Origin of the sequence: Rhodococcus sp. SGAir0479 (genome assembly GCF_005484805.1) — a bacterium.
Taxonomy (GTDB): Bacteria; Actinomycetota; Actinomycetes; order Mycobacteriales; family Mycobacteriaceae; genus Prescottella.
Genome location: NZ_CP039432.1, coordinates 467,838 through 493,658, shown reverse-complemented (window position 1 = coordinate 493,658; position 25,821 = coordinate 467,838). Strand labels below are relative to the sequence as shown.

At 70.0% G+C, this 25,821-nt stretch carries 24 protein-coding genes, 1 tRNA gene and 1 pseudogene; 10 read left to right on the top strand and 16 right to left on the bottom strand.

Going from position 1 to position 25,821, the window contains the following annotated elements; translation table 11 throughout:
* The gene (mca, locus tag E7742_RS02365; RefSeq protein WP_137797461.1) at nucleotides 1–876 is read right to left on the bottom strand and encodes a mycothiol conjugate amidase Mca; all 876 of its coding nucleotides are present in this window, start codon (nucleotides 874–876) and stop codon (nucleotides 1–3) included.
* Between the two features lie 202 nt (nucleotides 877–1,078).
* Here mca and E7742_RS02360 point away from each other — a divergent pair, with 202 nt between their 5' ends.
* Nucleotides 1,079–1,504, top strand: coding sequence for a DUF4307 domain-containing protein (locus tag E7742_RS02360; protein WP_137797460.1), 426 nt, complete (start codon nucleotides 1,079–1,081; stop codon nucleotides 1,502–1,504).
* Nucleotides 1,505–1,767: 263 nt separating this feature from the next.
* On the top strand, nucleotides 1,768–2,262 hold the full coding sequence (gene greA, locus E7742_RS02355) for a transcription elongation factor GreA (RefSeq protein ID WP_137797459.1): 495 nt from the start codon (nucleotides 1,768–1,770) through the stop codon (nucleotides 2,260–2,262).
* A gap of 75 nt (nucleotides 2,263–2,337) precedes the next feature.
* Here the strand turns inward: greA and E7742_RS02350 are convergent, their stop codons facing one another.
* The 3 genes from E7742_RS02350 to E7742_RS02340 all read right to left on the bottom strand — a co-directional run bounded on the left by E7742_RS02350 (nucleotide 2,338) and on the right by E7742_RS02340 (nucleotide 6,465).
* On the bottom strand, nucleotides 2,338–3,735 hold the full coding sequence (locus E7742_RS02350; RefSeq protein ID WP_137797458.1) for a C40 family peptidase: 1,398 nt from the start codon (nucleotides 3,733–3,735) through the stop codon (nucleotides 2,338–2,340).
* A gap of 162 nt (nucleotides 3,736–3,897) precedes the next feature.
* Complete coding sequence (locus tag E7742_RS02345; protein ID WP_137797457.1) at nucleotides 3,898–5,040, bottom strand: cystathionine gamma-synthase; 1,143 nt, start codon at nucleotides 5,038–5,040, stop codon at nucleotides 3,898–3,900.
* Between the two features lie 39 nt (nucleotides 5,041–5,079).
* Nucleotides 5,080–6,465, bottom strand: coding sequence for a cystathionine beta-synthase (locus E7742_RS02340; protein WP_137797456.1), 1,386 nt, complete (start codon nucleotides 6,463–6,465; stop codon nucleotides 5,080–5,082).
* A gap of 281 nt (nucleotides 6,466–6,746) precedes the next feature.
* Between E7742_RS02340 and E7742_RS02335 the strand changes: the two genes are divergently transcribed.
* Nucleotides 6,747–7,964, top strand: a complete 1,218-nt coding sequence (locus E7742_RS02335) for an acetyl-CoA C-acetyltransferase (protein WP_137797455.1) — start codon at nucleotides 6,747–6,749, stop codon at nucleotides 7,962–7,964.
* A 273-nt stretch (nucleotides 7,965–8,237) separates the two neighbouring features.
* On the opposite strand, the gene E7742_RS02330 is transcribed toward E7742_RS02335, so the two are convergent.
* Nucleotides 8,238–9,080 carry a Bax inhibitor-1/YccA family protein gene (locus E7742_RS02330; RefSeq protein ID WP_175420388.1) on the bottom strand — a complete coding sequence of 281 codons (843 nt, stop codon included), beginning with the start codon at nucleotides 9,078–9,080 and terminating at the stop codon, nucleotides 8,238–8,240.
* Between the two features lie 260 nt (nucleotides 9,081–9,340).
* Between E7742_RS02330 and E7742_RS02325 the strand changes: the two genes are divergently transcribed.
* Nucleotides 9,341–9,679, top strand: a complete 339-nt coding sequence (locus tag E7742_RS02325) for a hypothetical protein (protein ID WP_137797453.1) — start codon at nucleotides 9,341–9,343, stop codon at nucleotides 9,677–9,679.
* Between the two features lie 7 nt (nucleotides 9,680–9,686).
* On the opposite strand, the gene E7742_RS02320 is transcribed toward E7742_RS02325, so the two are convergent.
* Nucleotides 9,687–10,820: a class I SAM-dependent methyltransferase gene (locus tag E7742_RS02320; protein WP_137797452.1), complete on the bottom strand. Its 1,134-nt coding sequence runs from the start codon at nucleotides 10,818–10,820 to the stop codon at nucleotides 9,687–9,689.
* A gap of 88 nt (nucleotides 10,821–10,908) precedes the next feature.
* Between E7742_RS02320 and E7742_RS02315 the strand changes: the two genes are divergently transcribed.
* Nucleotides 10,909–11,706 carry an SDR family NAD(P)-dependent oxidoreductase gene (locus E7742_RS02315; protein ID WP_137797451.1) on the top strand — a complete coding sequence of 266 codons (798 nt, stop codon included), beginning with the start codon at nucleotides 10,909–10,911 and terminating at the stop codon, nucleotides 11,704–11,706.
* Nucleotides 11,707–11,709: 3 nt separating this feature from the next.
* Here E7742_RS02315 and E7742_RS02310 read toward each other — a convergent pair.
* The 3 genes and pseudogenes from E7742_RS02310 to E7742_RS02300 all read right to left on the bottom strand — a co-directional run bounded on the left by E7742_RS02310 (nucleotide 11,710) and on the right by E7742_RS02300 (nucleotide 14,533).
* Nucleotides 11,710–12,761 (bottom strand): annotated as a pseudogene (locus E7742_RS02310) (alpha/beta fold hydrolase).
* A 54-nt stretch (nucleotides 12,762–12,815) separates the two neighbouring features.
* Complete coding sequence (locus E7742_RS02305; RefSeq protein ID WP_137797450.1) at nucleotides 12,816–13,448, bottom strand: FMN reductase; 633 nt, start codon at nucleotides 13,446–13,448, stop codon at nucleotides 12,816–12,818.
* On the bottom strand, nucleotides 13,445–14,533 hold the full coding sequence (locus E7742_RS02300) for an LLM class flavin-dependent oxidoreductase (RefSeq protein WP_137797449.1): 1,089 nt from the start codon (nucleotides 14,531–14,533) through the stop codon (nucleotides 13,445–13,447). The genes E7742_RS02305 and E7742_RS02300 overlap by 4 nt, the downstream gene beginning before the upstream one ends.
* Nucleotides 14,534–14,682: 149 nt before the next feature.
* Here E7742_RS02300 and E7742_RS02295 point away from each other — a divergent pair, with 149 nt between their 5' ends.
* Nucleotides 14,683–16,320 (top strand): acyl-CoA dehydrogenase family protein, encoded by a 1,638-nt coding sequence (locus E7742_RS02295; RefSeq protein WP_137797448.1) that lies wholly within the window; start codon nucleotides 14,683–14,685, stop codon nucleotides 16,318–16,320.
* Between the two features lie 49 nt (nucleotides 16,321–16,369).
* On the top strand, nucleotides 16,370–16,705 hold the full coding sequence (locus tag E7742_RS02290; RefSeq protein WP_137797447.1) for a GNAT family N-acetyltransferase: 336 nt from the start codon (nucleotides 16,370–16,372) through the stop codon (nucleotides 16,703–16,705).
* A gap of 67 nt (nucleotides 16,706–16,772) precedes the next feature.
* On the opposite strand, the gene E7742_RS02285 is transcribed toward E7742_RS02290, so the two are convergent.
* The 7 genes from E7742_RS02285 to E7742_RS02255 form a co-directional block, all read right to left on the bottom strand.
* Entirely contained in the window at nucleotides 16,773–17,264 is a 492-nt protein-coding gene (locus E7742_RS02285) for a DUF4190 domain-containing protein (RefSeq protein ID WP_254699138.1), read from the bottom strand.
* A gap of 203 nt (nucleotides 17,265–17,467) precedes the next feature.
* Nucleotides 17,468–17,544: transfer RNA gene (locus E7742_RS02280), tRNA-Leu, on the bottom strand.
* Between the two features lie 77 nt (nucleotides 17,545–17,621).
* Nucleotides 17,622–18,578: a Ppx/GppA phosphatase family protein gene (locus E7742_RS02275; RefSeq protein WP_137797446.1), complete on the bottom strand. Its 957-nt coding sequence runs from the start codon at nucleotides 18,576–18,578 to the stop codon at nucleotides 17,622–17,624.
* Nucleotides 18,575–19,111 carry a DUF501 domain-containing protein gene (locus tag E7742_RS02270; protein ID WP_137797445.1) on the bottom strand — a complete coding sequence of 179 codons (537 nt, stop codon included), beginning with the start codon at nucleotides 19,109–19,111 and terminating at the stop codon, nucleotides 18,575–18,577. Before E7742_RS02270 ends, E7742_RS02275 begins: the two co-directional genes overlap by 4 nt.
* The gene (locus tag E7742_RS02265) at nucleotides 19,108–19,686 is read right to left on the bottom strand and encodes an FtsB family cell division protein (protein WP_254699137.1); all 579 of its coding nucleotides are present in this window, start codon (nucleotides 19,684–19,686) and stop codon (nucleotides 19,108–19,110) included. The genes E7742_RS02270 and E7742_RS02265 overlap by 4 nt, the downstream gene beginning before the upstream one ends.
* A 128-nt stretch (nucleotides 19,687–19,814) precedes the next feature.
* A complete protein-coding gene (gene eno / locus E7742_RS02260) occupies nucleotides 19,815–21,110 on the bottom strand; it encodes a phosphopyruvate hydratase (RefSeq protein ID WP_137797443.1) in 1,296 nt (431 codons plus the stop codon).
* A gap of 183 nt (nucleotides 21,111–21,293) precedes the next feature.
* The gene (locus E7742_RS02255) at nucleotides 21,294–22,139 is read right to left on the bottom strand and encodes a lytic transglycosylase domain-containing protein (protein ID WP_254699136.1); all 846 of its coding nucleotides are present in this window, start codon (nucleotides 22,137–22,139) and stop codon (nucleotides 21,294–21,296) included.
* A 194-nt stretch (nucleotides 22,140–22,333) separates the two neighbouring features.
* Here E7742_RS02255 and efeU point away from each other — a divergent pair, with 194 nt between their 5' ends.
* Genes efeU through efeB form a run of 3 tightly spaced genes read left to right on the top strand, consistent with a single transcriptional unit; the run spans nucleotide 22,334 to nucleotide 25,687 of the window.
* Entirely contained in the window at nucleotides 22,334–23,239 is a 906-nt protein-coding gene (gene efeU / locus E7742_RS02250) for an iron uptake transporter permease EfeU (protein WP_137797441.1), read from the top strand.
* A 26-nt stretch (nucleotides 23,240–23,265) separates the two neighbouring features.
* Nucleotides 23,266–24,399, top strand: coding sequence for an iron uptake system protein EfeO (gene efeO, locus E7742_RS02245; protein WP_137797440.1), 1,134 nt, complete (start codon nucleotides 23,266–23,268; stop codon nucleotides 24,397–24,399).
* Nucleotides 24,380–25,687 carry an iron uptake transporter deferrochelatase/peroxidase subunit gene (gene efeB / locus E7742_RS02240; protein WP_137797439.1) on the top strand — a complete coding sequence of 436 codons (1,308 nt, stop codon included), beginning with the start codon at nucleotides 24,380–24,382 and terminating at the stop codon, nucleotides 25,685–25,687. The genes efeO and efeB overlap by 20 nt, the downstream gene beginning before the upstream one ends.
* Nucleotides 25,688–25,821 lie beyond the last annotated feature (134 nt).

Sequence of the window (25,821 nt, the reverse complement as noted above, 5' to 3'; positions counted from 1 at the left end):
CTACTTCTCATCCTCCGAAATACCCGCGAAGAGGTCGTCCTCCGGGATGGCCGTGTGCACACGGGTCTTGGCCAGCTCGTACTCCTCGGTCGGCCAGATCTTCTGCTGGATGTCCAGCGGAACCGCGAAGAACGAGCCGTTCGGGTCGATCTGCGTCGCGTGGGCACGCAGCGCGTCGTCCCGCTGCGGGAAGTAGTCCCCGCACTGGATCTGCGTCGTCACCCGCGCCATCAGATCGCCCTGTTCAGTCTTCCACTTGGCCAACCACTCGGCCATGGGAAATTCCTCGCCGCGGCGCTCGTACTCGTCCTGGAACTGCACCAGGCGCTTGCGGATGAATCCGTGCGAGTAGTAGAGCTTGCGCACCGCCCAGGGCTCTCCCGCGTCCGGGAACTGTTCCGGGTCCGCGGCAGCCTCGTAGGCCGCCACCGACACCTCGTGGCACTTGATGTGATCGGGATGCGGGTAGCCGCCGTTCTCGTCGTACGTGGTCATCACGTGCGGCCGGAACTCCCGGATCACCTTCACCAGCGCCTCGGTCGGCACCTCGAGCGGCTCGAGCGCGAAGCACCCCTCCGGCAGCGGCGGCTTGGGGTCGCCTTCGGGCAGGCCGGAGTCGACGAACCCCAGCCACGTCTGCTGCACCCCGAGGATGCGGGCCGCCTCGGCCATCTCCTCGCGGCGCACCTCGGGCATCCGCTCCCGGATGCCCGGTACGTCCATCGCGGGGTTCAGGATGTCGCCACGCTCACCACCGGTGAGAGTCACCACGAGCACCTCGTTGCCCTCCGCGGCGTAACGAGCCATCGTCGCGGCGCCCTTGCTCGACTCGTCGTCGGGATGGGCATGAACGGCCATGAGTCGGAATCCGCTCACGTGTGTCTTCACCTCAGCTTCGCGTGTCACCGTCGTGGCGTGTCACCTGCAGTGGTCGACCGCTACCGCGCACGGTGCGCAGTCGTCCTTCCCCTATAGTTCCACCTGACACATACGACCGTCTGTCGTACCCCCGCTACGCGCGGTGTTCGATCGCCCGACGGCGCACGGAGACCACACGAACCGGCTCGAGAGCGAAGTGATGAGCACTACACCACCGGCCGACCGATACGGGTCCGCACCCCGGACGAACCGCCCGAAGAACTGGGCCAAGCTGGTGCTCACGGGGCTCGTGGTGGTGGCCGGCATCGGGATCGCCTACCTCGGCTACACCAAATTCTCGGTCAAGGACGTCGAAGGCAAGCAGGTCGCGTTCGACATCGTCGACAACCACACCATGGACATCCGGTTCACCGTGACGCGCGACGACCCCTCGCAGGCAGCGGTGTGCATCATCCGGACCCGGTCGCGGGACGGCTCCGAGACCGGCCGCCGCGAGGTCTACGTCGCGCCGTCGTCGTCGCAGACGGTGGAGATCACCGCCCCCGTCCGCGCCTCCATGCCGCCCGCGATGGGCGATCTGTACGGATGCAGCCTCGACGTTCCGGACTATCTTCGCGCGGGCTGAGCGCCCCTCCCCTCCGCCGGTCCGGCGGCCTGCCGCCGGGTCGCGATCTCGGGGTCGCAGGCCGCCACCGTGCTAAAATGAGTTGATACACGGTTCCACTCCGGAGCCGTGTATTGCTGCATTGACGGCAGGACGAGTGCGCTCACGACGTGGGCTTACCGGGGGAACAGCCACCGCGAAGCAACCTGCCCGTCGATCGTTGCTGTTCGCAACGATTTGCCGAGGGAGTCCTACGGACTTCGACTACAAGGGAGTGATCGACAATGACCGAGACCCAGGTGACCTGGCTTACTCAGGAGTCTCACGACAGGCTCAAGGCTGAGCTCGACCAGCTCATCGCCAATCGTCCGGTCATTGCCGCCGAGATCAACGAGCGTCGCGAAGAGGGCGACCTCAAGGAGAACGGCGGCTACCACGCTGCGCGCGAGGAGCAGGGCCAGCAGGAGGCGCGTATCCGCCAGCTGCAGGACCTGCTGAACAGCGCCAAGGTCGGCGAGGCGCCCACGCAGTCCGGCGTCGCGCTGCCCGGTTCGGTCGTCAAGGTCTACTACGACGGTGACGAGTCCGACACCGAGACGTTCCTCATCGCCACCCGCGAGGAGGGCGCCCGCAACGACAAGCTCGAGGTCTACTCGCCCGGCTCGCCGCTGGGCGGCGCGCTCATCGACGCAAAGGTCGGCGAGACCCGCGAGTACACCCTTCCCAACGGCAGCCTGATGAAGGTCACCCTCGTCAGCGCCGAGCCGTACCACGGCTGACACCGGCCTCCGAAACGACCGAACCCCGGCCCGGGCATCTGCCCGGGCCGGGGTTCCGGCTTGTAGCGACCGTGCTCAGAGCACGCGGCGCGCCTTCATGTCCGCGAAGACGGGCCCGATCTTGACGACGTCACCGAACGTCGGCGCGTGCACCATCAGCCCGTTGCCCATGTAGATGCCCACGTGGCCGGGTCCGCCGGCCTGCCAGTTGCCGAAGACCAGATCGCCGGGCTGCGCCGCGGCCATCGGAATCTCGGTGCCGACCCCCCACTGCGTCTCCGACGTGCGCGGCAGCACGACCCTGCCGCCGCTGGCCGCGAACACTGCGGCCGACGTCAGACCCGAGCAGTCGAAGCCGCCCATCGTCGGTCCGCTGATGTCGCCGCCGCCCCACACGTACGGCAGACCCAGGAACCGCATTGCCAGCTGCACGGCCGCACCGCCCAGACCGGTGGTGGGCACGCGGATGTCGAAATCGACGTTTCCGGGGGCGACATTTCCGGGGGCGGCGCCCGCGAACGGCGAGAGCAGCTGGTCGAACTGGGCCTCCGACCCGCGGATCTTCTGCACGTACGGCCCGCTCTGACCGGCAGCGTCGTCGATCCCGGAGGGCACCCCACCGGCCTTGCGCACCGCGCGCGTACCGGCGTTGAACGCGGCGAGAGCGAGATCGAGAGTGTCCCCCTGGACCAGGCCCTCCTGCTTCCAGGCGTCCATCTGCGCGTAGTTGTCGCACAGCATGTGCCCGGCCGCCATGACCGAGTCGGCCACTCCGAGGATGTCTGCGGTGCCGTCGCCGTCCGCATCCTTGCCGTACTTGGCCCATTCGCTGGCCATGAACTTGGCCGGGCCGCGGCCACCGGCCAGCGACACCGGAGCCGTGGGGCCGTACCGGAAGTCGTTCTCCACCGAGAACAGCGCCGCGAGCGTGGGCGCCTTGACGCCGTCGCAGAGCTCCCCGGCTTTGCGCAACCACGGCGCGAAGACGGCCACCGAACCGACCTGTCCCAGCATGGTGTCGGGCGGCAGCACGGCCGGCAGGGCCGGCAACGTCAGGCTCCCCACGCCGGGGAGCGTGACCGCGGGAGCTGCGGCGGCCCCGACGGTCGGAGCGGCCGCGAGCGGAGCCGGAGCGGCGGGCAGCGGGGCGGCGGGCGGGGCCGGCGCGGGCGTCTCCGGCGCCGGGGCGGTCGGTGGCAGCGCGTCGGCGGGCCTCGGGGCCTCGAGCGCCGGGATGGCCCGCACGAGATCGGCCGTCGCCTGCTCCCGCATCTCGGGCGGCAACAGGGCGACGATGCTGCTGACCGGCTCGACGAGTTGGGGTGCGGGCGCCTCCGGTGCAGCGGGTGGTCCCGTGACGGGTGGTTGCGGCGCTCCGGGAGCCGGGTCGGGTGCTGCTTGCGCTACCGCGGGGAAGGCCACACCTGTAATTGCTGCTACAGCCACGATTGCGGCTGCCGGCTCCCATGTCATACACCGCTCCTGGGGTCGTGCTTGCTTCCGAGGACTCACGGTAACGGGCAAACCGACGGCGGCGGGTGGCTTTCAGGAAACGCTCAGCGTTTCGCGCACTTGTCGTCGGCGGGAAGCACCCGACGCGACGACAAGTGCACGAAACGCGAGTTCAGGACGCGATCAGCCGAGTGCCTGCTCGACGTCGGCGAGCAGGTCGGCTGCGTCCTCGATGCCGACGGACAAACGCACCAGATCCTCCGGGACCTCGAGCGCGGAACCGGCGGTGGAGGCGTGCGTCATGGCCCCGGGATGCTCGATGAGCGACTCGACACCGCCGAGCGACTCGGCGAGCGTGAAGATCCGTGTGCGAGCACAGAAGTCGAGCGCCGCCTGCCGCCCGCCCTTCAGCCGCACCGACACCATGCCGCCGAAGCGGCGCATCTGCTTGGCCGCCACCGCGTGCCCCGGATGCGACTCGAGGCCCGGGTAGATGACCTGCGCGACCGCCGAGTGCCCGGTGAGCAGTTCGACGATCTTCTCCGCGTTGTCGCTGTGCCGCTCCATCCGCAGCGCGAGCGTCTTGATGCCGCGCATCGTGAGGAACGCGTCGAACGGACCCGGCACGGCACCGGCGCCGTTCTGCAGGAACGCGAACTTCGCGTCGAGCTCCTCCTCGTTGGTCACCAGCGCGCCGCCCACGACGTCGGAGTGTCCCCCGATGTACTTGGTGGTGGAGTGCAGCGCGATGTCGGCCCCCAACGTCAGCGGCTGCTGCAGGTACGGCGAGGCAAAGGTGTTGTCCACCACCAGCTTCGCGTCGGCGGCGTGGGCCACCTCGGAGATCGCGGCGATGTCGCCGACGTTCAGCAGCGGGTTGGTGGGCGTCTCGACCCACACCAGCTTGGTGTTCGGCCGGATGGCCTCACGGACCGCGTCGACGTCCGACACCGCGGCAGGCGTGTACTCGATGCCCCAGTGCGAGAACACCTTGTCGATGAGCCGGAACGTGCCGCCGTAGGCGTCGTTGGGGATCACCAGGTGGTCGCCGGGCCGCAGCACCGACCGCAGCACGCAGTCCGTCGCCGCCATGCCCGACCCGAACGCCCGCCCGAACGTGCCGGACTCGAGCGCCGCCAGGTTCGCTTCGAGCGGGCGACGCGTCGGGTTGCCGGTGCGGGCGTACTCGAATCCGTTCCGCATCCCGCCGACGCCGTCCTGCGCGAACGTCGAACTCGCGTAGATCGGCACGTTGACCGCACCGGTCTGCGGGTCCGGCTCGTAACCGGCGTGGATGGCCCTCGTGGAAAATCCCTGCTCACTCATGGCGACCAGCCTAGCGACCGCGAACCAGGTGGTCGCGATTCAGGATCCGGCGCTGAGGAAGCCGAGCAGGTCGTGGCGGGTGATGACGCCGACCGGCTTGCCGTCGTCCACCACCATGAGCGCGTCGGTGTCGCCCAGCGCCTTGGTGGCGGCCGAGACGGGCTCGTGCGCACCGATCAGCGGGAACGGCTCGCTCATGTGCTTCTCCACCGAATCCGCCAGCGCGGCCCGGCCCTCGAACACCGCGCTCAGCAGGTCGCGCTCGGACACGCTGCCCGCGACCTCGCCGGCCATGACGGGGGGCTCGGCGCCGACGACCGGCATCTGGGAGACGCCGTACTCGCGCAGGATCTCGATCGCGTCGCGCAGCGTCTCGCTGGGATGCGTGTGGACCAGATCGGGCAGCTCCCCCGACTTGCCGCGCAGCACGTCGCCGACGGTCCGCTCGCTGGCGTCACCGTCGAGGCGCGTGCGCAGGAAGCCGTAGGACGCCATCCACTCGTCGTTGAAGATCTTCGACAGGTAACCGCGGCCACCGTCGGGCAGCAGGACGACGACGACGGCGTCGGGGCCCTCACGCTCGGCCACCTGCAGCGCGGCGACGACGGCCATGCCGCACGAACCACCGACGAGCAGGCCCTCCTCGCGGGCGAGGCGGCGGGTCATCTCGAACGAGTCGGCGTCGGAGACCGCGATGATCTCGTCGGGCACGGCGGGGTCGTAGGCGCTGGGCCAGAAGTCCTCCCCGACACCCTCGACGAGGTACGGACGGCCGGTGCCGCCGGAGTACACCGAGCCCTCGGGGTCGGCGCCGATGACCTTGACCTTGCCGCCCGAGACCTCCTTGAGGTAACGACCGGTGCCGGTGATGGTGCCGCCGGTGCCGACGCCGGCGACGAAGTGCGTCACCTTGCCCTCGGTGTCCCGCCAGATCTCCGGGCCGGTGGTCTCGTAGTGGCTCTCGGGGCCACCCGGATTGGAGTACTGATTGGGCTTCCACGCACCGGGGATCTCCCGCACGAGCCGATCCGAGACGCTGTAGTAGCTGTCCGGATGATCGGGGGCCACCGCGGTGGGGCACACCACGACCTCGGCGCCGTACGCGCGCAGGACGTTGCGCTTGTCCTCGCTGACCTTGTCCGGGCACACGAACACACACTTGTAGCCGCGCTTCTGCGCGACCAGGGCCAGGCCGACGCCGGTGTTGCCGGACGTGGGCTCGACGATGGTGCCACCCGGCTGAAGCTCCCCCGACGCCTCGGCGGCGTCGATCATCTTGACCGCGATGCGGTCCTTGGAGCTGCCGCCCGGATTGAGGTACTCGACCTTCGCGGCCACCAGCCCGGAGCCCTCGCCCACCACAGAGGACAGCTTGACGAGAGGGGTGTTGCCGATGAGGTCGACGACGTGATCCGCGATGCGCATGACCCCATGTTTCCAGATCGGAAACGGACACGGCCACCCACACGCCACGAGTCCGTCACCACACCGGCGGCTCCTCTCGCTCAGTGGGACGGGGATACGTCACTGTTCGCCGTGGAACACGTTGCAGGCTCGCGGGTGTTCATAGAGGTAGGAGGCCATACGAGCCGCCCCGGAAGGGCCGACGTCCCGCTTTTCGCCCCGCAGGGGAGGCAGCGGGATGGAGATAGTGGGACGGCAACGTAAGTTCATGGTCGAAGAGACCAACCCTAGAAGGAGTTTCCATGCCTGAGGCAGTCATTGTCTCCGTTGCTCGTTCGCCCATCGGCCGTGCCGTCAAGGGCTCGCTGGCAAGCATGCGTCCGGACGATCTGGCCGCGCAGATGATCGCCGCCGCGATCGCCAAGGTTCCGGAGCTCGATCCCACCGACATCGACGATCTGATGCTCGGCTGTGGTCTGCCCGGCGGCAAGGCCGGTTTCAACATGGGCCGCATCGTCGCCATCAAGCTCGGGTACGACACCCTGCCCGGCACCACGATCACCCGCTACTGCTCGTCGTCGCTGCAGACCACCCGCATGGCGCTGCACGCGATCAAGGCCGGCGAGGGTGACGTGTTCATCTCCGCCGGTGTCGAGTCGGTGTCGAGCTTCGCGGCCGGCAACTCGGACTCGCTGCCGGACACGAAGAACCCGTTCTTCGCCGAGGCCATGGAGCGCACCGCCATCGCCGCCCAGGGTGGCGTGCAGTGGAGCGACCCGCGCGAGAACGGCATCGTCCCCGACGCGTACATCGCGATGGGCCAGACCGCCGAGAACGTCGCACAGCTGACCGGCATCAGCCGCGAGGACCAGGACCACTGGGGCGTCCGTTCGCAGAACCGCGCCGAGGAAGCCATCAAGTCCGGCTTCTTCGAGCGGGAGATCACGCCGGTCACCCTGGCCGACGGCACCGTCGTCACCAAGGACGACGGCCCGCGCGCCGGCGTCACCTACGACGCCGTCAGCCAGCTCAAGCCGGTCTTCCGTCCGGACGGCACCATCACCGCCGGCAACTGCTGCCCGCTCAACGACGGCGCCGCCGCGCTCGTCATCATGAGCGACACGAAGGCCAAGGAGCTGGGCCTGACCCCGCTCGCGCGCGTCGTGTCCACCGCGGTCTCCGGCCTGTCCCCCGAGATCATGGGCCTCGGTCCGATCGAGGCCACCAAGAAGGCTCTCAAGCTCGCCGGCAAGTCGATCAGCGACATCGACCTGTTCGAGATCAACGAGGCCTTCGCGGTGCAGGTGCTGGGTTCGGCTCGCGAACTGGGCATCGACGAGGACAAGCTGAACGTCTCCGGCGGCTCGATCGCCGTCGGCCACCCGTTCGGTATGACCGGCGCCCGCATCACCGCGACGCTGCTCAACAACCTGCAGACGCAGGACAAGCAGTTCGGCGTCGAGACCATGTGTGTCGGCGGCGGCCAGGGCATGGCGATGGTGCTCGAGCGCCTGAGCTAGTCCTCTGCTGATCCGCGAAGGGGCGGTTACCGCGCACGGCTTCGGCCGCTGTCGCAGTAACCGCCCCTTCGTCGTCCTCGCCCCGGCCCGAGCCCTGAACGGTCCTCGCCCCGGCGCCGAGGCCTGAACGGGAGTTCACGGCACACTTTGCGGTCGAAAGTGTGCCGTGAACTCCCGTTCAGCGGTTCCGGGACGGGTGTGGCGGGGGCGTCGGACGAAACGAAGGGCGGCCGTCGCGTGTGCGACGGCCGCCCTTCGTGTGGCGCTGTGGGACTAGTCGTTGTTGAAGTAGCTCAGCAGGCGCAGGATCTCGACGTACAGCCACACCAGCGTGACCGTGAGGCCGAGGGCGACGCCCCAGGCGGCCTTCTCGGGCGCCTGCGCACGGATCAGCTCGTCGGCGGCGTCGAAGTCCAGCAGGAAGCTGAACGCGGCGAGCGCGATGCACACCAGGCTGAAGATGATCGCGACGGTGCCGCCGTCACGCAGGCCGAAGCCGCCGTCGGTGAAGAAGCTGGCGATCAGGTTGCCGATCATGAGCACGACGACGCCGATGAGGCCACCGATGATCATGCGGGTCAGGCGCGGGGTGACGCGGATGGCGCCGGTCTTGTAGACGACCAGCATGCCGAAGAACACGCCGAACGTGCCGAGCACGGCCTGGCCGATCAGCACCGACGCTTCAGCGCCCTGGATGATTCGGTTCGTGAAGAGAAACGAGAAAGCACCGAGGAAGACGCCCTCACATGCCGCGTAGGCGAGGACGATCGCCGGGTTGTCCATCTTGCGGCCGAACGAGGCGATCATCACCAGCACGAAGCCGATGAGGCCGCCGCCGATGACGAACGGGGCGGCCAGCGCCTCGTTGCTGTCGACGAGGAAGTACGAGATGACGGCGGCCACGGTGAGCACACCGAGCGTGATCGCGGTCTTGGTGACGACGTCGTCGATCGTCATGGAGCGCTGCGGCGTCTGGTACTGCTCGGGCGCCGGACGCTGGCCGTAGCCGTATTCCTGTGCCACCTGCGCGGCACCTGCCTGCGCAGATCCGAAAGTGGCGTATCCGCCCTCCTGCTTGGGCAGGTTGCGGAACACCGGGTTGCTGGTGGTGCGCACCGTGCACATCCCTTCTCGTGGTCGTCGGTCGCGCCCTCGCGGGGCCCGAGTCGGCCGGGGCAATCCGGCATCGCTGTCCGTACAACGTCCCGCACGGAGGGGAAAGTTCCCACAGCACGCGATCGAGTTGGACAATTCGGACTCTACCGGTCGGTCCCTCGCGAATGCCATACGAGGACCCACAGGAACCGTATCGCCTGGGGCGTCTCGCCAACGCGAAAACGCTGTCCGGTCGACGCCGTCCGGCCGACAATGGGGGCATGGGCATCGAAGAGGGACCGGACGACACCCTGGACGTCAGCGAGAGCCTCGACTCCGACGAGGTCCGCAACGAGGACGGCGACGACGTCGTCGACCCGCCGGACCACTGGAGCGAGGCGAACCGTTTCGGCACCACGCTGCGTGAGGCCGAGGAGGGCGAGAGCCTCGACCAGCGCCTCGCCGAGGAGGAACCGGACGTTCCCCCGACCGGCGAGGAGAGCGAGGACGACGACGAGCTGCAGGGCGCCGAGATCATCGACGGCGTCATCGTCGAGGACGTCGGCCTGCACCGCGGCCAGGTCGACGGCGACGCGTCCGGCGGCGGTCCGGTGGAGTGACGGACGTCTAGCGTGCGCGCACGGATCGGGTGACGGTGAACTTCGCGTTCCGGCCGATCACCTCGGTCGGCCCGACCGCGCGCCGCAACGCGTCCCGGTAGCCGAGGTGGGTGTTGTAGACGGTCCACAGTTCCCCGCCCGACCGCAGGACGCGGCCGGCTGCGGCGAACATCTTGCCGGCGCCGCCCGTGTGCACGGCGGCCCCGACGTGGAACGGCGGGTTGCACACGATCAGGTCGACACCGGCCTCCGGCAGTGAGGCGACGGCGTCGTCGCGCAGCACCCGGACGCGGTCCCCGACGCCGTTGGCTTCCGCGGTAGCCGCGGCGGACGCGACGGCAGCGGCCGACTGGTCGCTCGCCGTCACGTGCACCGAGGGCTGTGCCTGCGCGAGACCGACCGCCAGGATGCCGGTCCCGCAGCCGAGGTCGACGGCGGTGTCGGCATCGCGCATCCGGGGCAGGAACTCCAGCAGGAACCGTGTGCCGATGTCGAGCCGGGGGCCGGCGAACACCGCGCCGTGGGCGACGACGTCGAGTCCGAGTTCCCCGAGATGGTCGACCACCGGGAACGGCGGCGTCGCCGGAACCTCCCGCGGGGTGTCGGCGACGAGCACCCGCGACTTCTGCCGGCCGAGCGTGGCCCGGACGTTCACGAACGAGCGCCGCAGCACGTCGTTCATGGCGGAGGTGATGTGTTTGTTCCGTCCGCCCGCGTAGACGACGACGTCGGGGTGGGCGTACCGGGCGATCGCGTCGGCGATCTCGTCCAGTTCGTCGAGGCTGCGCGGCAACTGCAACAGCACCACCCGCGCTCCCCCGAGCAGCTCCGCATCCAGCGCGTACGCCCGGTAGACGTCGGACAACCCGGCCGCGTCCGCGTTGTTCGCCAGCGCGAGCTCCCCGGTCAAAGGATCCTGGTGCACCCGGATGTCGTTGGCGCCGAAGCGGACTGCGGCGCCCAGGGTGAGGGCGCCGTAGTGGTCGCCGATCACGACGAGCGACCCGGTGGGCGCGGCCGCGAGCGCGTCCGCCGCCTCGTCGAGGATCAGCCGATCCGCCGCGTCGACGGCGAACAGATTGGGCGCCTCGACGTCGGGATGGCGCCGCAGGCGGCTGAAGAGGTCGTCGACGGAGAGCATGACGACAAGTGTCCTCGAAGCCCGGACGGGCGCGTCCGGCGGGCGTCACACTGGACGGTGCGGGGGCGTCCGACGAGAGAGGACCACCATGAACCGACTGGACGGCAAGAGGGTCGTCATCACCGGCGCCGCGAGCGGAATCGGGCGGGCGGCGGCGGGCCTGATGGCCGGCGAGGGCGCCCGCGTGCTGATCGCGGACCTGGACGCCGACGCCGCCGGTGAGGCGGCCGAACAGATCGGACTCGAGGGCGGCCGGGCCGTCGGGATCGGCGTGGACGTGATGGACGAGTCGTCGGTGGCGGCGATGATCGAACGGGCGGTCGAGGAGTTCGACGGCATCGACGTGCTGTGCAATCACGTCGGCGGCAGCAATCCGCGCACCGACCTCGACCTGCTGCGCATGGACCTGGCCGAATGGGATCGGGCGATGGCACTCAACGCGCGCAGCACCGTCGTCGCCTCGCGGCTGGCACTGCCGCACATGATCTCGGCGGGCGGCGGCTCGATCGTGAACACGGTGTCGGTGGCCGGCCTGGTCGGCGACGTACTGCAGTGTGCGTACGGCGCGTCCAAGGCCGCGGTGATCCGGCTGACCCAGTACGTGGCCACCCAGTACGGCCGGCACAACGTGCGCTGCAACGCGATCGCCCCGGGCGCGATCATGACCCCGGCGCTGCGCGACAACGTGCCCGGGGACGTCATCGCCGACATCCAGCGGCACAACGCGCTCGACATGATCGGCGATCCGGACGACATCGGTTGGGCGATGGTGTATCTGGCGTCCGAGGAGTCGCGGTACATGAGCGGCCAGACGCTGGTGCTCGACGGCGGGTTGACCGCGCAGAGCGCGATCGCCGCCAGCCGCCGGGTGCTGCTCGAGGACTGACCGTCAGTCCCCCGCGCGCTCGCTCAGGAACGCATCGATCCGGCGCCACGTGGTGTCCTTCGCGCCCGGCCCGGCCAGCAGCCCCAGGTGACTGCCCGGGACGGTCTCGAATCGCACCTCCGGGGACCCGGTGAGCACGTCGACGATCGCGCCGACGGAGTCCGCGGTGGCGATGACGTCGTCCGCACCACCGACCGCGAGCACCGGAACCCGGAGTTCGGCGAGTTTGATCGTCTTGCCGCCCAACGTGACCCGACCCTCGAACAACCCGTTGCCCAGGACCAGTTCCTCGGCCATCTGGTAGAACACCCGCGCCGGTAGCCGGGCATCCGCCCCATGAAGCGGTCGATGGCCTCCATCCGGGCGAGCGTCTCGGTGTCGTCGAGGTGGCGTACGACGAACCACGGTTTGAGCAGCTCGCGCTGCGGCGCGGTCGCCCGGTAGGCGAGCTGGACCAGCGGCGCGGGCACGCCTCCCAGCAGCCGGGTCACCTCGGTGACGGGCCGGTGACCGGTGACGCGCGCGACGGCGCGGGCCGCCGCCATGGTGGGGATCGCGGAGTAGTCGATCGGGGTACCGAGCGCGGTGATCGACGCGATCGGCAGGTCCGGATGCGCGGACGCGGTGAGCAGTGACAGCGTTCCGCCGAGACTCCAGCCGACGACGTCGACGGGGGCGCCGCCGTGCAACCCGCTGACCCGGCGCAGGGCACCCGGGACGATGTCGTCGATCCACTCCTCGAAGCCGAGGCCGCGGTCGCCGTAGCCCATCGTCCCGTAGTCGACGACGTACGGTGTCCGCCCGCTCCCGAGCAGGTGCGCCACGAGACTCTGCCCGGGCCGCAGGTCGTAGCAGTGCATCGGCACCGCGAGCGGCGGGACGAGCAGCACGGGGCGCCGGCCGCCGGGACCGTACCGGTACAGATCCCGGTGGTGTTCGCGATGAACCGACGTCGACGGGGTTCGCCGGTCGGGTGCGACCCCGTCCCCGAAGGTCAGTCCCCACGCGTTGCGCAGCGACACGTTCGCCCGCGCCCACCAGTTCGCTTGCAGCACGACCACTCCCCTGTCGACGATGCCTCTCCAGCGGGGATCTTACTGGCGAGTCAGTTACGGTGTCTGCCGGGCCAGCAATTCCTCGAACGGCACCGAGTTCTCGAACGGGTCCGCGCGCTCGGTCCGCTCGCGCCCCGCCACCGCGGCGGCCAGCTCGTCTCCGGCCCGGGCGATCCGCTGCGCGAGTCCTCCATCCCGATCGTCCGCGCCGGCCCAGTCCTCCGACGCCGCGTAGACGGCGGTCGGCACCGGCGCCGCACGCAGGTACGCGAACATCGGACGGACGGCGTGCTCGAGCGCGAGCGAGTGCCGCGCGGTACCGCCGGTCGCGCCCAGCAGCACCGGCGCGCCGTCGAGCGTGCCCGGCTCGAGGACGTCGAAGAACTCCTTGAACAGCCCGCTGTAGGAGGCGTTGAAGATCGGGGTCACCGCGATCAGGCCGTCGGACGCGGCGACCCGCTCCGTCACCGTCCGCAGTGCGCCACCGGGAAACCCGGTGAGCAGGTTGTCGGTGATCGCGTGGGCGTGGTCGCGCAGTTCGACGATCTCGACGTCGGCGACCAGCCCCCGATCGGCGAGCGCGTCGGTGGTCGCGGCCGAGAGCCGGTCGGCCAGCAGGCGGCTCGACGACGGCTGCGTCAGCCCCGCCGAGACCACCGTCAGGGTCCGGGTGTTCGTCTCGCTCACGACAGCACCTCCTCGTTGCGACGGGCCAGCAGCGACGCGTGGGTCGGCGCGTCCGGCACGTGGGCGGGACGCCGCGCGGCCATCTCGCGTCGGAGCACCGGCACGACCTCCTCGCCCAGCAGATCCAGCTGCTCGAGCACGGTCTTCAGGGGCAAGCCGGCGTGGTCCATGAGGAACAGCTGGCGCTGGTAGTCCCCGAAGCTCTCGCGGAAAGTCAGGGTCTTGTCGATGACCTCCTGCGGGCTGCCGACCGTGAGCGGGGTCTCCTCGGTGAACTCCTCGAGCGACGGGCCGTGCCCGTAGACGGGGGCGTTGTCGAAGTACGGCCGGAACTCGCGGACGGCGTCCTGGGAGTTCTTGCGCATGAACACCTGGCCGCCCAGCCCGACGATCGCCTGGTCCGCCGAGCCGTGGCCGTAGTGCTCGTAGCGCCGCCGGTAGAGGTTGATCAGCTGGATGAAGTGCTCCTTGGGCCAGAAGATGTTGTTCGCGAAGAAGCCGTCGCCGTAGTAGGCGGCCTGTTCCGCGATCTCGGGGCTGCGGATCGAGCCGTGCCACACGAACGGCGGGACGTCGTCGAGCGGACGCGGCGTCGAGGTGAACGACTGCAGCGGCGTCCGGAACCGGCCCTGCCAGTTCACGACGTCCTCGCGCCACAGCTTGTGCAGCAGCGCGTAGTTCTCGATCGCCAGCGGGATGCCCTCGCGAATGTCCTTGCCGAACCACGGGTACACCGGACCGGTGTTGCCGCGGCCGAGCATGAGGTCGACGCGACCGTCGGCCAGGTGCTGGAGCATGGCGAAGTCCTCGGCGATCTTCACCGGGTCGTTGGTGGTGATGAGCGTGGTCGAGGTCGACAGCACGATCCGCTCGGTGCGCGCCGCGATGTAGCCCAGCATGGTGGTCGGCGAGGACGGCACGAACGGCGGGTTGTGGTGCTCGCCGGTCGCGAAGACGTCGAGCCCCACCTCCTCGGCCTTCTGCGCGATCGCGACCATGGCCTTGATGCGCTCCGCCTCGGTCGGGGTCCGCCCGGTGGTGGGGTCCGTGGTCACGTCACCGACCGTGAAGATTCCGAACTGCATACCTGCCTCCCAAGTATTTCAAGTTTCAACTATATGCGACGAACCCCGTCCGGACCGCGGTTATTCCGTCGCCGCGCGTCGCGGGTGCTTGACGAGCCACCCCATCCGGCATTGACTGCACTCGAGGGTCACCGGCACCAGGGGGTCGCATGAGGGTCACGCACGAGGTCACCAACCAGGTTCCGCCGCTGATCGACCACGACGCGGCCGCCTACCCGCCGATCCTCGAGGCGCTGCAGCGCGAGGGTGCCCACGATGCGCTCGACGAGGTGCACCGGGTGGGGCGGCTGGCCGGCAGCGCCGACGCGCAGACCCTGGGCGACCTCGCGGAAGCCCACCCGCCGGCGCTGCGCACGCACGATCGCTACGGCCACCGCATCGACGAGGTGGACTACGACCCGGCCTATCACCAGCTGATGGACACCGCGGTCGAACTGGGCCTGCACGGCGCCCCGTGGGCGGATCCGAGCCCGCACGCGCACCTCGTCCGCGCCGCCAAGATGGCGGTGTGGGGTCAGGTCGATGCCGGCCACGGGTGCCCGATCTCGATGACCTACGCCGCGGTTCCGGCGCTGCGCCACGAGCCCGAACTGGCGCTGCAGTACGAACCGCTACTCACGGCCCGCGTCTACGACCCGGAACTGCGCGCGCCACTCACCAAGCCCGGGTTGATCGCGGGCATGTCGATGACCGAGAAGCAGGGCGGTTCGGACGTCCGGGCGGGAACCACCCGCGCGGTCCCCCAGTCCGACGGCTCCTATCTGCTCACCGGGCACAAGTGGTTCACCTCCGCCCCGATGTCGGACATCTTCCTGGTGCTGGCGCAGGCGCCCGAGGGCCTGACGTGCTTCCTGCTGCCGCGGGTGCTGCCGGACGGCACCCGCAACGCGATGCACCTGCAGCGGCTCAAGGACAAGCTCGGCAATCACTCCAACGCGAGCAGCGAGGTGGAGTACGACGAGGCCGTCGCGTGGCGCGTCGGGCCCGGGGGCCGCGGCGTCCGGACCATCATCGAGATGGTGAACATGACGCGGCTCGACTGCACGATCGGGACCGCGACCGGCATGCGCGTCGGCGTGACGCAGGCCGCGCACCACGCGATGCACCGCAGCGCATTCGGTGCACACCTGATCGACCAGCCGCTGATGCGCAACGTCCTCGCCGACCTGGCCGTCGAGTCGGAGGCCGCGACCACGGTCGCGCTGTGGCTGGCCGGGCTCAACGACCGCGCCGACAACGGTGACCCGCAGGCGTCGATCCTGCGCCGCGTCGCGCTCGCGGTGAGCAAGTACTACGTGTGCAAACGCGGCCCCGTGCACGCGGCCGAGGCCCTGGAGTGCTTGGGCGGCAACGGCTATGTCGAGGAGTCGCGGATGCCGCGGCTGTACCGGGAGGCACCGTTGCTGTCGGTGTGGGAGGGATCGGGCAACGTCGCGGCGCTCGACGTCCTGCGCGCGATGGCCCGCCAGCCCGAGACGGTCGAGGCCTTCTTCGACGAGCTCGACGACAGCGCGGGCGCCGACGCGCGCCTCGACGCCGCCGTCGAACGGCTGAAGGCCTCGTTCACCGACTTCGACACCCTGCAGCTGCGGGCCCGCCGGGTGGTGGGCGACATGGCGCTGGCGCTGCAGGGCGCACTCCTGGTCCGGCACGGTCACCCCGCGGTGTCCGACGCCTTCTGCGCGACGCGTCTGGACGGCGACTGGGGCAGCGTGTTCGGCACGCTGCCCGCGGGACTCGATCTGGCTCCGATCATCGACCGCGCCACCCCCAAGGTGGGGTCCTGACGCCGGGGGCGGACTCGCCCCGTCCGGCCGGCGGCGTCATAGTGGAAACATGACCGACGAACTCGACGCACAACCCGAGGTCCACGCCGACACCCGGCGCTACGAAATCCGTGTCGGCGACACACGGGCCGGTTTCACCGAATTCGTCGACAGCGGCGACCAGCGGATCTTCTTCCACACCGAGATCGACGAGCGCTTCTCCGGCCGCGGACTCGCCAGCACGCTGATCCGCGCGGCCCTCGAGGACACCGTCGCCCACGCGAAGCGGATCGTGCCGATCTGCCCGTTCGTGGCCGGGTTCGTCGAGAAGCACCACGACTTCGACGACTCCCTCGACCCGGTGACCCCGGAGGCACAGCAGACGGTGCGCGAGTCCCGGAGCTGATCGCGACACTCCGCGAGCGCGGGGTACCGCGCATCGGTGGGCCTGACGCGCGGTGCCCCGTCCGGCCTCAGTTGCAGGCGCTCATCTCCGCCGGGGTGTCGGCCCGGTCGATGCACTCGGTGTAGCTGTCGAGGTCGTTGGAGATGTCGTTGAGGTCGTCCCCCAACTGATCGACGGCAGTGAAGACGATGACGATGCCGATGATCCCACCGACGACGGCGAGCACACTGAGCACGACGCCCGACACCGCAGTCTTCTTGTTGCTGGCCTGCCCCTTTCGTACCCGACTCAGGCCGGCAAGACCGAGCGCCAGACCCGTCACCCCGAGGATCAGCCCGATGAAACCGGTCAACGGGACGAGGCAGAACAGCAGGCCGACAATGCCGAGAATGAGCGCCGCCAAGCCCAGCCCGTTGCGCTCCGGACCGGGCATCGGGGCATAGCCCGGTGACGCCGGCGCGTAGCCGGGGGGCATCTGCGCGTAACCGGGCGGCGTCTGCTCGTAGTTCGGCTGCGTCGGTCCGTCCTGGCGGCCGGTACTTCCCGGATGTGTCGGCACACTTCGAACGGGAATCGGCCGTATTCGTCCGTTCGGCGGTGCACATAACGACTCAACGCGACGAAAGGGACAGTCCGCGTGGGCAACTGCGGCCGGCACCACCGCCGGGGCGCGTCGACCGCGTCTCTCACGGCACAGGTCCCGCCCACCGGAAAGGCGGTGGACGGGACCTGTGAAGCCGTGAGCCGTCGGTGGACGGGACGTGGTGCCCCCACTGGGACTCGAACCCAGACTCGGCGGATTTTAAGTCCGCTGCCTCTGCCAATTGGGCTATGGGGGCCCACCACCGGCCCGACTCCGGTGGCCCACCACAGTGGGAACTCTGAACAGTGTAAGCGGCTCAAACAGTGAGCTAATTCACGACCCATCCACCGGGATCGACATTGCAATCCCGTCCAGGATGTCGTGCTCGCTCACGACCAGTTCACCGATTCCGGCCCGGCGCGCGAGCTCGTCCGCCAGTACAGCGGTGACGATGGCGCCGCCGCCGATGACGTCCACCCGACCCGGGTGCATGGGGCCGAGGGCGGCGCGCTGGTCGTGGGTCATGTCGACCAGGCGGTGCGCCACCTCGTGCACCTGGTCGAGGCTCAGCCTCGACAGGTGGACGCGCTCGGCGTCGTACTCGGGCAGGTCCTGCGCCACCGCGGAGAGCGTCGTCATCGTGCCGGCGACGCCGACCCAGGTGCGCGCCTGCTCGACCGGCACCCGCGCAAACGCCTCGGCAAGACGCTCGGACGCGAATTCGCGTGCCGCAGAAACCTGTTCGCCGGTCGGCGGGTCGTCGTGCAGGCAACGCTCGGTGATTCGGACGCAGCCGATGTCGGCGGAGAACGCGGCGTGGACGCCGGCGCTGTCGCCGAGCACCACCTCGGTGGATCCACCGCCGAGGTCGACCACGACGAACGGGCCCTCGGCGGCGTCGAGCTCGCCGACCGCGCCCGCGAACGACAGGCGGGCCTCCTCGTCGCCGGTGATGACCTCGGCCTCGGCGCCGGGCACCACGGCACCGAGCACCTCGCGGGTCATCGCGAAGAAGTCCTCGCGGTTGGCCGCGTCCCGGGTGGCCGACGTCGCGACCATCCGCACCGCCGTGGCCCCGGTGTCGCGAATGATGTCGGCGTACTCGGTGAGCGCCACTCGCGTCCGCTCGATGGCCTCGGGAGCGAACGCGCCGTTGGCGTCCACACCCTGGCCCAGCCGCACGATCCGCATCAGTCGGGTCACGTCGGTGAGCCGGCCACTGCTGTCGGCGTCCGCGACGAGGAGACGGATCGAGTTGGTACCGCAGTCGATCGCCGCGACCCGGGTCACTCGGAGGCCTCCTCGCTGAACGGGCCCGTGTACTCGGGCCAGTCCGCGGGAATCGCGGTGCCGCGCAGGCGTCCGTGCGCGGCCAGCGACACCGCTTCGTCGCCGAGCGGGTTGACTCCCGGTCCCTTCGCGAGCGAGTGGGCGATGAGCACGTGCAGGCACTTCACCCGCTCCGGCATCCCGCCACCCGTGAAATCCGTTCCCAGGGAATCGATCTCGTCACGCTCCGCCAGGTAGGACTCGTGGGCCCGCCGGTACGCGGCGGCGAGCTCGGCGTCGGAGCCGAGCCGTTCGGTCATCTCCCGCATCACGCCGGCGGACTCGAGGCGACTCGCCTCCGCCGTCAGCCGGGGATCGGTGAGGTAGTAGAGGGTCGGGAAGGGGGTGCCGTCGGGCAGACGCGGGGCGGTCTTGACGACGCCGGGCTGCCCGTCCGGGCACCGGTAGGCGATCGCGAGCACTCCGCGCGGGGCCCGGCCCAGCTGGGCCTCCACCGCGTCGAGGTCTTCCTGGGGGACGGACGGTTGGCTCACCCGGTGGGTACTCCTGGTTCTTCTGGTGCGGGGGCCGGCACCGCGGGGGCCACCGGCGCATTGTCTGCTTCTGGTTCGACGGTGGGCAGCGGCCCGGTGAGCTTCTGCCACAGGTCGCTGTGCCATGCCCCGGTGGACGGCGGCGGAGGCGGCGCGTCCTTGACCGGCGGTTTGTAGTCGCCCGGCAACTGGACCTTGTACGGCGTCTCCCCCGGCCGCACCAGTCCCAGCCGTTCACGGCCCTGCGACTCGATCCACGCGGGATCGTCGATCTGTTCCTTCTGTCGCTGCAGCTCGTCGAGCTGCTGCTCGAGCTCCACCTGTTCGGTCGCCAGCCGGTCGGCCTCGGACCGCTGCGAGAGGTATGTCCGCAGCGGCACCGCGAGCGTCAGCGCCAACGCGCAGACGACCACGGCGAGCACGACGGCGCGGCCGGTGGAGAGCCCGAAGAAGGTGCGCTCGGATCTCGCCGAGGGCGCCGATCGCCCCGTCCGGCGGGCGGTCCGGGCACGCGGCGGCGCTGCCCCGGCGGCCGGATCGGCGGAACCCGATCCGGCCGCGGAGTGATGATCCACCGGCGCGGCAGAAGACGCGGTGCGGATCCGGCGGGACCGGCTGGGCCCCTGGTCCGCACCGGCACCGCGGCGTGCGGGGCGCCCACCCGGAGAGGGGCGACCCGACCGCGACCTGCCGCGCTGAGTCATCAGTTGGCGGCACCCTCGAACACGAAGCGCGGGAAGGCCGTCTCGCCCGCGTAGCGGGCGGCGTCGCCGAGGAGCTCCTCGATACGCAGCAGCTGGTTGTACTTCGCGACGCGCTCGCTGCGGGCCGGGGCACCGGTCTTGATCTGACCGCTGCCGACGGCGACGGCCAGATCGGCGATCGTGGTGTCCTCGGTCTCGCCCGAGCGGTGGCTCATCATGGTCTTGTAGCCGTTGCGGTGTGCGAGGTCGACGGCGTCGAGCGTCTCGGTCAGGGTGCCGATCTGGTTGACCTTGACGAGCAGCGCGTTGGCAGCGCCCTTGGCGATGCCCTCCTCGAGACGCTCGGGGTTGGTGACGAACAGGTCGTCGCCGACGAGCTGGATCTTGTTGCCGATCTGCTCGGTGAGCGCGACCCAGCCGTCCCAGTCGTCCTCGCTCAGCGGATCCTCGATCGAGACCAGCGGGTACTGGCCGAGCAGCTCGGCGTAGAACGCGCCCATCTCCTCGGCGGTGCGGATCTTGCCCTCGAACTTGTAGCCGGTGCCGTCGGTGTAGAACTCGGTGGCCGCGACGTCGAGCGCCAGCGTGACGTCCGAGCCCAGCTTGAGGCCGGTCTTCGCGATGGCCTCGCTGATCAGGTCCAGCGCCTCGCGGGTGCCGGCGACGTCGGGCGCGAAGCCACCCTCGTCACCGAGGCCCGTCGACAGACCCTTCTGCTTGAGCACGGCCTTGAGCGAGTGGTACACCTCGGCGCCCCAGCGCAGCGACTCCTTGAAGGTGGCCGCACCGATGGGCGCGACCATGAACTCCTGGACGTCGACGCCGGTGTCGGCGTGCGCGCCACCGTTGAGGATGTTCATCATCGGCACGGGCAGGACGTGGGCGTTGGGTCCACCGACGTAGCGGAACAGGTCCAGGCCGGAGGTCTCCGCACCGGCGCGGGCGACGGCCAGCGACGCACCGAGCAACGCGTTGGCGCCCAACCGCGACTTGTCCGGGGTGCCGTCCGTGTCGAGCAGCGCCTGATCGACGGTGCGCTGCTCGGTGGCGTCCAGACCGATGATGGCCGGCGCGATCTCGCCGAGGACGGCCTCGACGGCCTTCTCGACACCCTTGCCCAGGTAGCGGTCGCCGCCGTCACGCAGCTCGACGGCCTCGTGCTCGCCGGTGGAAGCGCCGGACGGAACAGCAGCGCGAGCGAAGCTGCCGTCCTCGAGCAGCACCTCGACCTCCACCGTGGGGTTGCCACGGGAATCGAGGATCTCGCGAGCTCCGACCTGCTCAATGATGGCCACGAATGGTTCTCCTTCGGCGGCTTCGTACGGCTGCCCCGGACGGCGGATCGAGCCGGTCCGGTGAGGCAGCGTCTGGGTTGTCTACGGGCAGGCGACCACGGTCGGTCGCCGGATGCATAATGCCAGGTCTGAGCCTAACCGGAGTAACCGACTCCCGCCCCCGAGGCACGCCCGCCGTACAGGTCACCTTCGGACTCCCACCGAGTATGCCGCCGCCCGCTCGCGGACGTCGAGCAGATACTCCCCGGACAGGTTGTAGGCCATCAGCGCCGTACGCCAGCCGTCCTCGGTGGTCAGATCGCCACCCCGTGCGCAGAGGTACCGCGCGGCGGTGAGCGCCGCGTCGTCGATGTTGTCGGGATCGGCGATCCCGTCACCGTTCGCGTCCACGCCCCACCGTTTCCACGTCTCGGGAATGAACTGCAGCGGGCCCATGGCCCGGTCGTGGGTGGCGTCGCCGTCCATCGTTCCGCCGTCGGTGTCCGGGATCTCCTCCACACCCGGCGCGCCGTCGAGCGGAATGCCCCGGATCGGCGGGCTGACGAGACCGTCGTCGGCCACGCTCGCGCCGCGGTAGGTGCCGTGCTTGCTCTCGACCGAGGCGATGCCGGCGAGGGTCGTCCAGCCGATGCCGCACTCCGGCCGGGACTGCGCCATCACGGCGGCGGCGTACCCGTACGCCTCGAGCGCGGTGGGCGAGACGGCCACCGCTTCCGACAGCGGCGCTGCCCAGTCCCGCAGCTGGGTCGCGCTGCGGCCGGGTGCGTTCACGTCGATCGGCGGCAGCGGGGCGCCCGGCCCGGGCGGGATCCCGTCGGGGATCTCGATCCGCGGCGCGCGCTGGTCGAACTCGTCGAGCCGCGACGCGACGGTGACGACCGCGATGCCCACCAGCACCGAGGAGGTCGCGACCAGGAACGTCCGGAACCGGCGTCGTGGGCGGGGCGGTCGCGGGGTCGGCAGCGGCGCCGGGCGGTAGCCCGGGGGCGCCTCGTCGGTGGTCGCGGATCGTCTCGTCACGGCGTCCATCATCCAGACCGCGTGGTCGTGACGCTCACCGGAATCAGGACCAAAGCCCCATTCTGGACAAAAAGCCCCAGGTCGGGGGTGGTTTCCGCGGGACTTCGGGGGGTGCTACTTTCAGCGCGGCTATTCCAGGTTTGCCTTGCCTACGTTCGGGCCGAGGCCGCCGGGCCATCCGACTCGCTTCAGGAGCACATGCAGTGTCAGTCCTCGCCGCCGGCGCGACCGCGCCGTCCATCGCGACACAGCTGTTCGGCAGCGGGCTGATCGGTGTCCGCGAGGGCCTCGAGACGGGCATCGTCGTGATGATCCTCGTGGCGTTCCTCGTGAAGGCGGGCCGTCGCGACGCGCTCAAGTGGGTCTGGACCGGCGTCGGCGCCGCGGTGGCGATGGTCGCGGTGATCTTCGGCGTCATCCACTTCGGCACCTCGACGGTGACGGGGATGGCGGCCGAGCTGATCAGCGGACTGGCGTCCCTCGTCGCCGTCGCGATCGTCACCGCCATGGTGCTGTGGATGCGTACCGCCGCCTCCTCCATCTCCGGGCAACTGCGGGCCGGGCTGGACCGAGCGCTGGCCGTCGGCCCCGCCGCCGTCGCCGCAATGGCCTTCTTCGCGGTGGGCCGCGAGGGTGTCGAGACCGCACTGCTGCTGGTGGGCTACGCCGAGAACGCGGCCGGCAGCGCGTGGCCGCTCGTCGGGCTGCTCCTGGGCATCGTCGTCGCCGCCGTCGTCACCGTGCTGCTGTACGTGGGTGCGGTGCGGATCGATTTCGCGCGCTTCTTCCGCTACACCGGCGTCTTCCTCGTCGTCGTCGCGGCGGGCATCCTGGCGTACGGCGTGCGCGCCCTGCAGATCGCCGGGTGGTTACCGGGCGGATCGACGATGGCGTTCGACATCTCGTCCGTCTTCGACACCTCCAGCTGGTACGGCACGGTGCTGCAGGGCATCTTCAACTTCCGCCCCGACCCCACCGTCCTCCAGGTGGTCGCCTGGGTGGCGTACCTGGTGGTCGTGCTGCCGCTGTTCCTCCGTCCGGTCCGGCCCCGGTCCGCCGCGGCACGGTCCGCGTCGGACCCCACCGACACGTCCGTCGTCCCGTCCTGAGCACCGTTTCCCGAAAGGTTCCGCCCGTGCGTCGTACGACCTCCGCGCTCGCCCTGCTCGCGATCGCTCCCCTCGCCCTCGCGGCCTGCACGTCGAAGTCGGCCGCCGACGACGAGGCGATCACGGTGACCGCCACCGACAGCACGTGCGAGGTGTCGGCGGACAGCGGCGCGACGGGCAACACCACGTTCTCGATCACCAACAACGGCTCCAAGGTCACCGAGTTCTACGTGTACGGCGACGGCGACCGGGTGATGGGCGAGGTCGAGAACGTGGGACCGGGGCTGACCCGTCAGCTGATCGTCAACCTCGCCGAGGCCGGGACTTACCACACCGCGTGCAAGCCCGGCATGGTCGGCGACGGTCTCCGCACCGACTTCGTCGTCACGGGCGACTCGGTGGCCGCCACCGACGACGACGGCCGGCTCGCCGAGGCCGCCGACGGCTACAAGCGGTACGTCGACAGCCAGCTGTCCGCGCTGCAGGAGACCGCGGCTGCGTTCGTGGCCGCGGTCAAGTCCGGCGATCTCGCGGCGGCGAAGGCGCAGTACCCGCTCACCCGGACGTACTACGAGCGCATCGAGCCGATCGCCGAGAGCTTCCCCGACGACCTCGACCCGCGCATCGACCTGCGCGAGGTGGACGTCGAGCCGGGCTGGCACTGGACCGGCTTCCACCGCCTCGAGAAGGATCTGTGGGTGCAGGGACCGCAGCCCGACACCGCCGCGATCGCCGACCAGCTCCTCACCGACATCCAGGAGCTCGCCGACGGCATCGCGGCGCCCGACTTCGCGGTCGACCCCATCCAGGTCGCCGGCGGCGCGCAGACGCTGCTCGACGAGATCGCGCGCACCAAGATCACCGGTGAGGAGGACATCTTCTCGCACACCGACCTGTACGACTTCCAGGCCAACGCGGACGGCTCGCAGGCCGCGATCGCGTCGTTGCGCCCGATCCTCGACGAGCGCAGCCCCGAGCTGGGCGCCCGGATCGACCAGCGGTTCGCCGACCTGGACAGCGAGCTCGCGCAGTACCGCCAGGGCGACGGCTTCGTCTCCTACGAGACCGTCACCGAGCCGCAGCGACAGGCCCTGTCGCAGAAGATCGACGCGTTGTCCGCGGAAGTGAGCCAGGTGCAGGGTGTCGTCGCCGGACAGTGACCAGCAGCCCCCCACGGACCGGACGCAATCGCGGCCGGGCCTGTCCCGACGTCGCCTGTTCGGCGCCGTCGGGGCGGGGGCCGTGCTCGCGGGAGCGGGTGTCGCGGCCGGAAGGCTGACGGCGCCCGAGACGTCGGGCGCGGGGTCGGCCGCCGAAGTCGTGCCGTTCCGCGGCGCGCACCAGGCCGGCATCGTCACGCCCGCGCAGGACCGAATGCATTTCGTCGCGTTCGACGTCGTCACCGACTCGCGAGACGAGCTGGTGGCGATGCTGAAGAAGTGGACCGAGATGGCGGCGCGGATGACCGCCGGCGAGGAGGCCGCCGAGGACGGCGCGATCGGTGCCGGCGAGTACAGCCCGCCGACGGACACCGGCGAGGCTCTCGACCTGCACGCGTCGAAGCTGACGCTGACCATCGGCTTCGGTCCGTCGCTGTTCGACACCAACGGCGAGGACCGGTTCGGGATCGCGGACAAACGCCCCGCCGCGTTGGCGGATCTGCCCAAGTTCACCGGCGACGCACTCGAACCGGCGCGCTCGGGCGGCGACATCGCGATCCAGGCGTGCGCCGACGACCCGCAGGTGGCCGTCCACGCGGTGCGCAACCTCGCCCGGGTGGGATTCGGTGTGGTGGCGGTGCGGTGGTCGCAGCTCGGGTTCGGACGCACCTCCTCCACCTCGACGAGCCAGAAGACGCCCCGGAACCTGTTCGGGTTCAAGGACGGAACCCGCAACATCAAGGCCGAGGACCCGGCCACGCTGGCGGAGCACGTGTGGGTGGACCCGCAGGACGACCAGGCGTGGATGGCCGGCGGCTCCTACCTCGTCGCCCGACGGATCCGGATGCTCATCGAACCCTGGGATCGCACCACCCTCCACGAGCAGGAGCGGGTGTTCGGGCGCAGCAAGGGCAGCGGTGCGCCACTGGGCCGCAAGGACGAGTTCGACGACCTCCAGCTCGACGCCAAGGGCGCCGGCGGCAGGCCGGTGATCGACAGGGACGCGCACGTGCGGCTCGCGTCCGCGGAGGAGCTCGGCGGAATCCAGATTCTGCGACGTGGCTACAACTTCACCGACGGCACGGACGGTTTCGGCCACCTCGACGCCGGGCTGTTCTTCATCGCGTACTGCCGCGACCCGCAGAAGCAGTTCGTGCCGATGCAGCAGAACCTCGCCCGCAACGACGCGTTGAACGAGTACATCAAGCACGTCGGGTCCGCGGTGTTCGCCGTGCCGCCGGGCCTCGGCGACGGCGACTTCTGGGGTTCGACGCTGTTCGGTGCCTGATAGAGTGCCCGCCATGGATATCGAGGTCGACAGAATCTAGCCACCGGACTGCCGGTGGCTCTCGCCGAATCCGCGCCCCGCGTGCCTCGGCGATCGACCCTGCCCTTCGCCAGTCCGCGTCGCACCGATCTCGT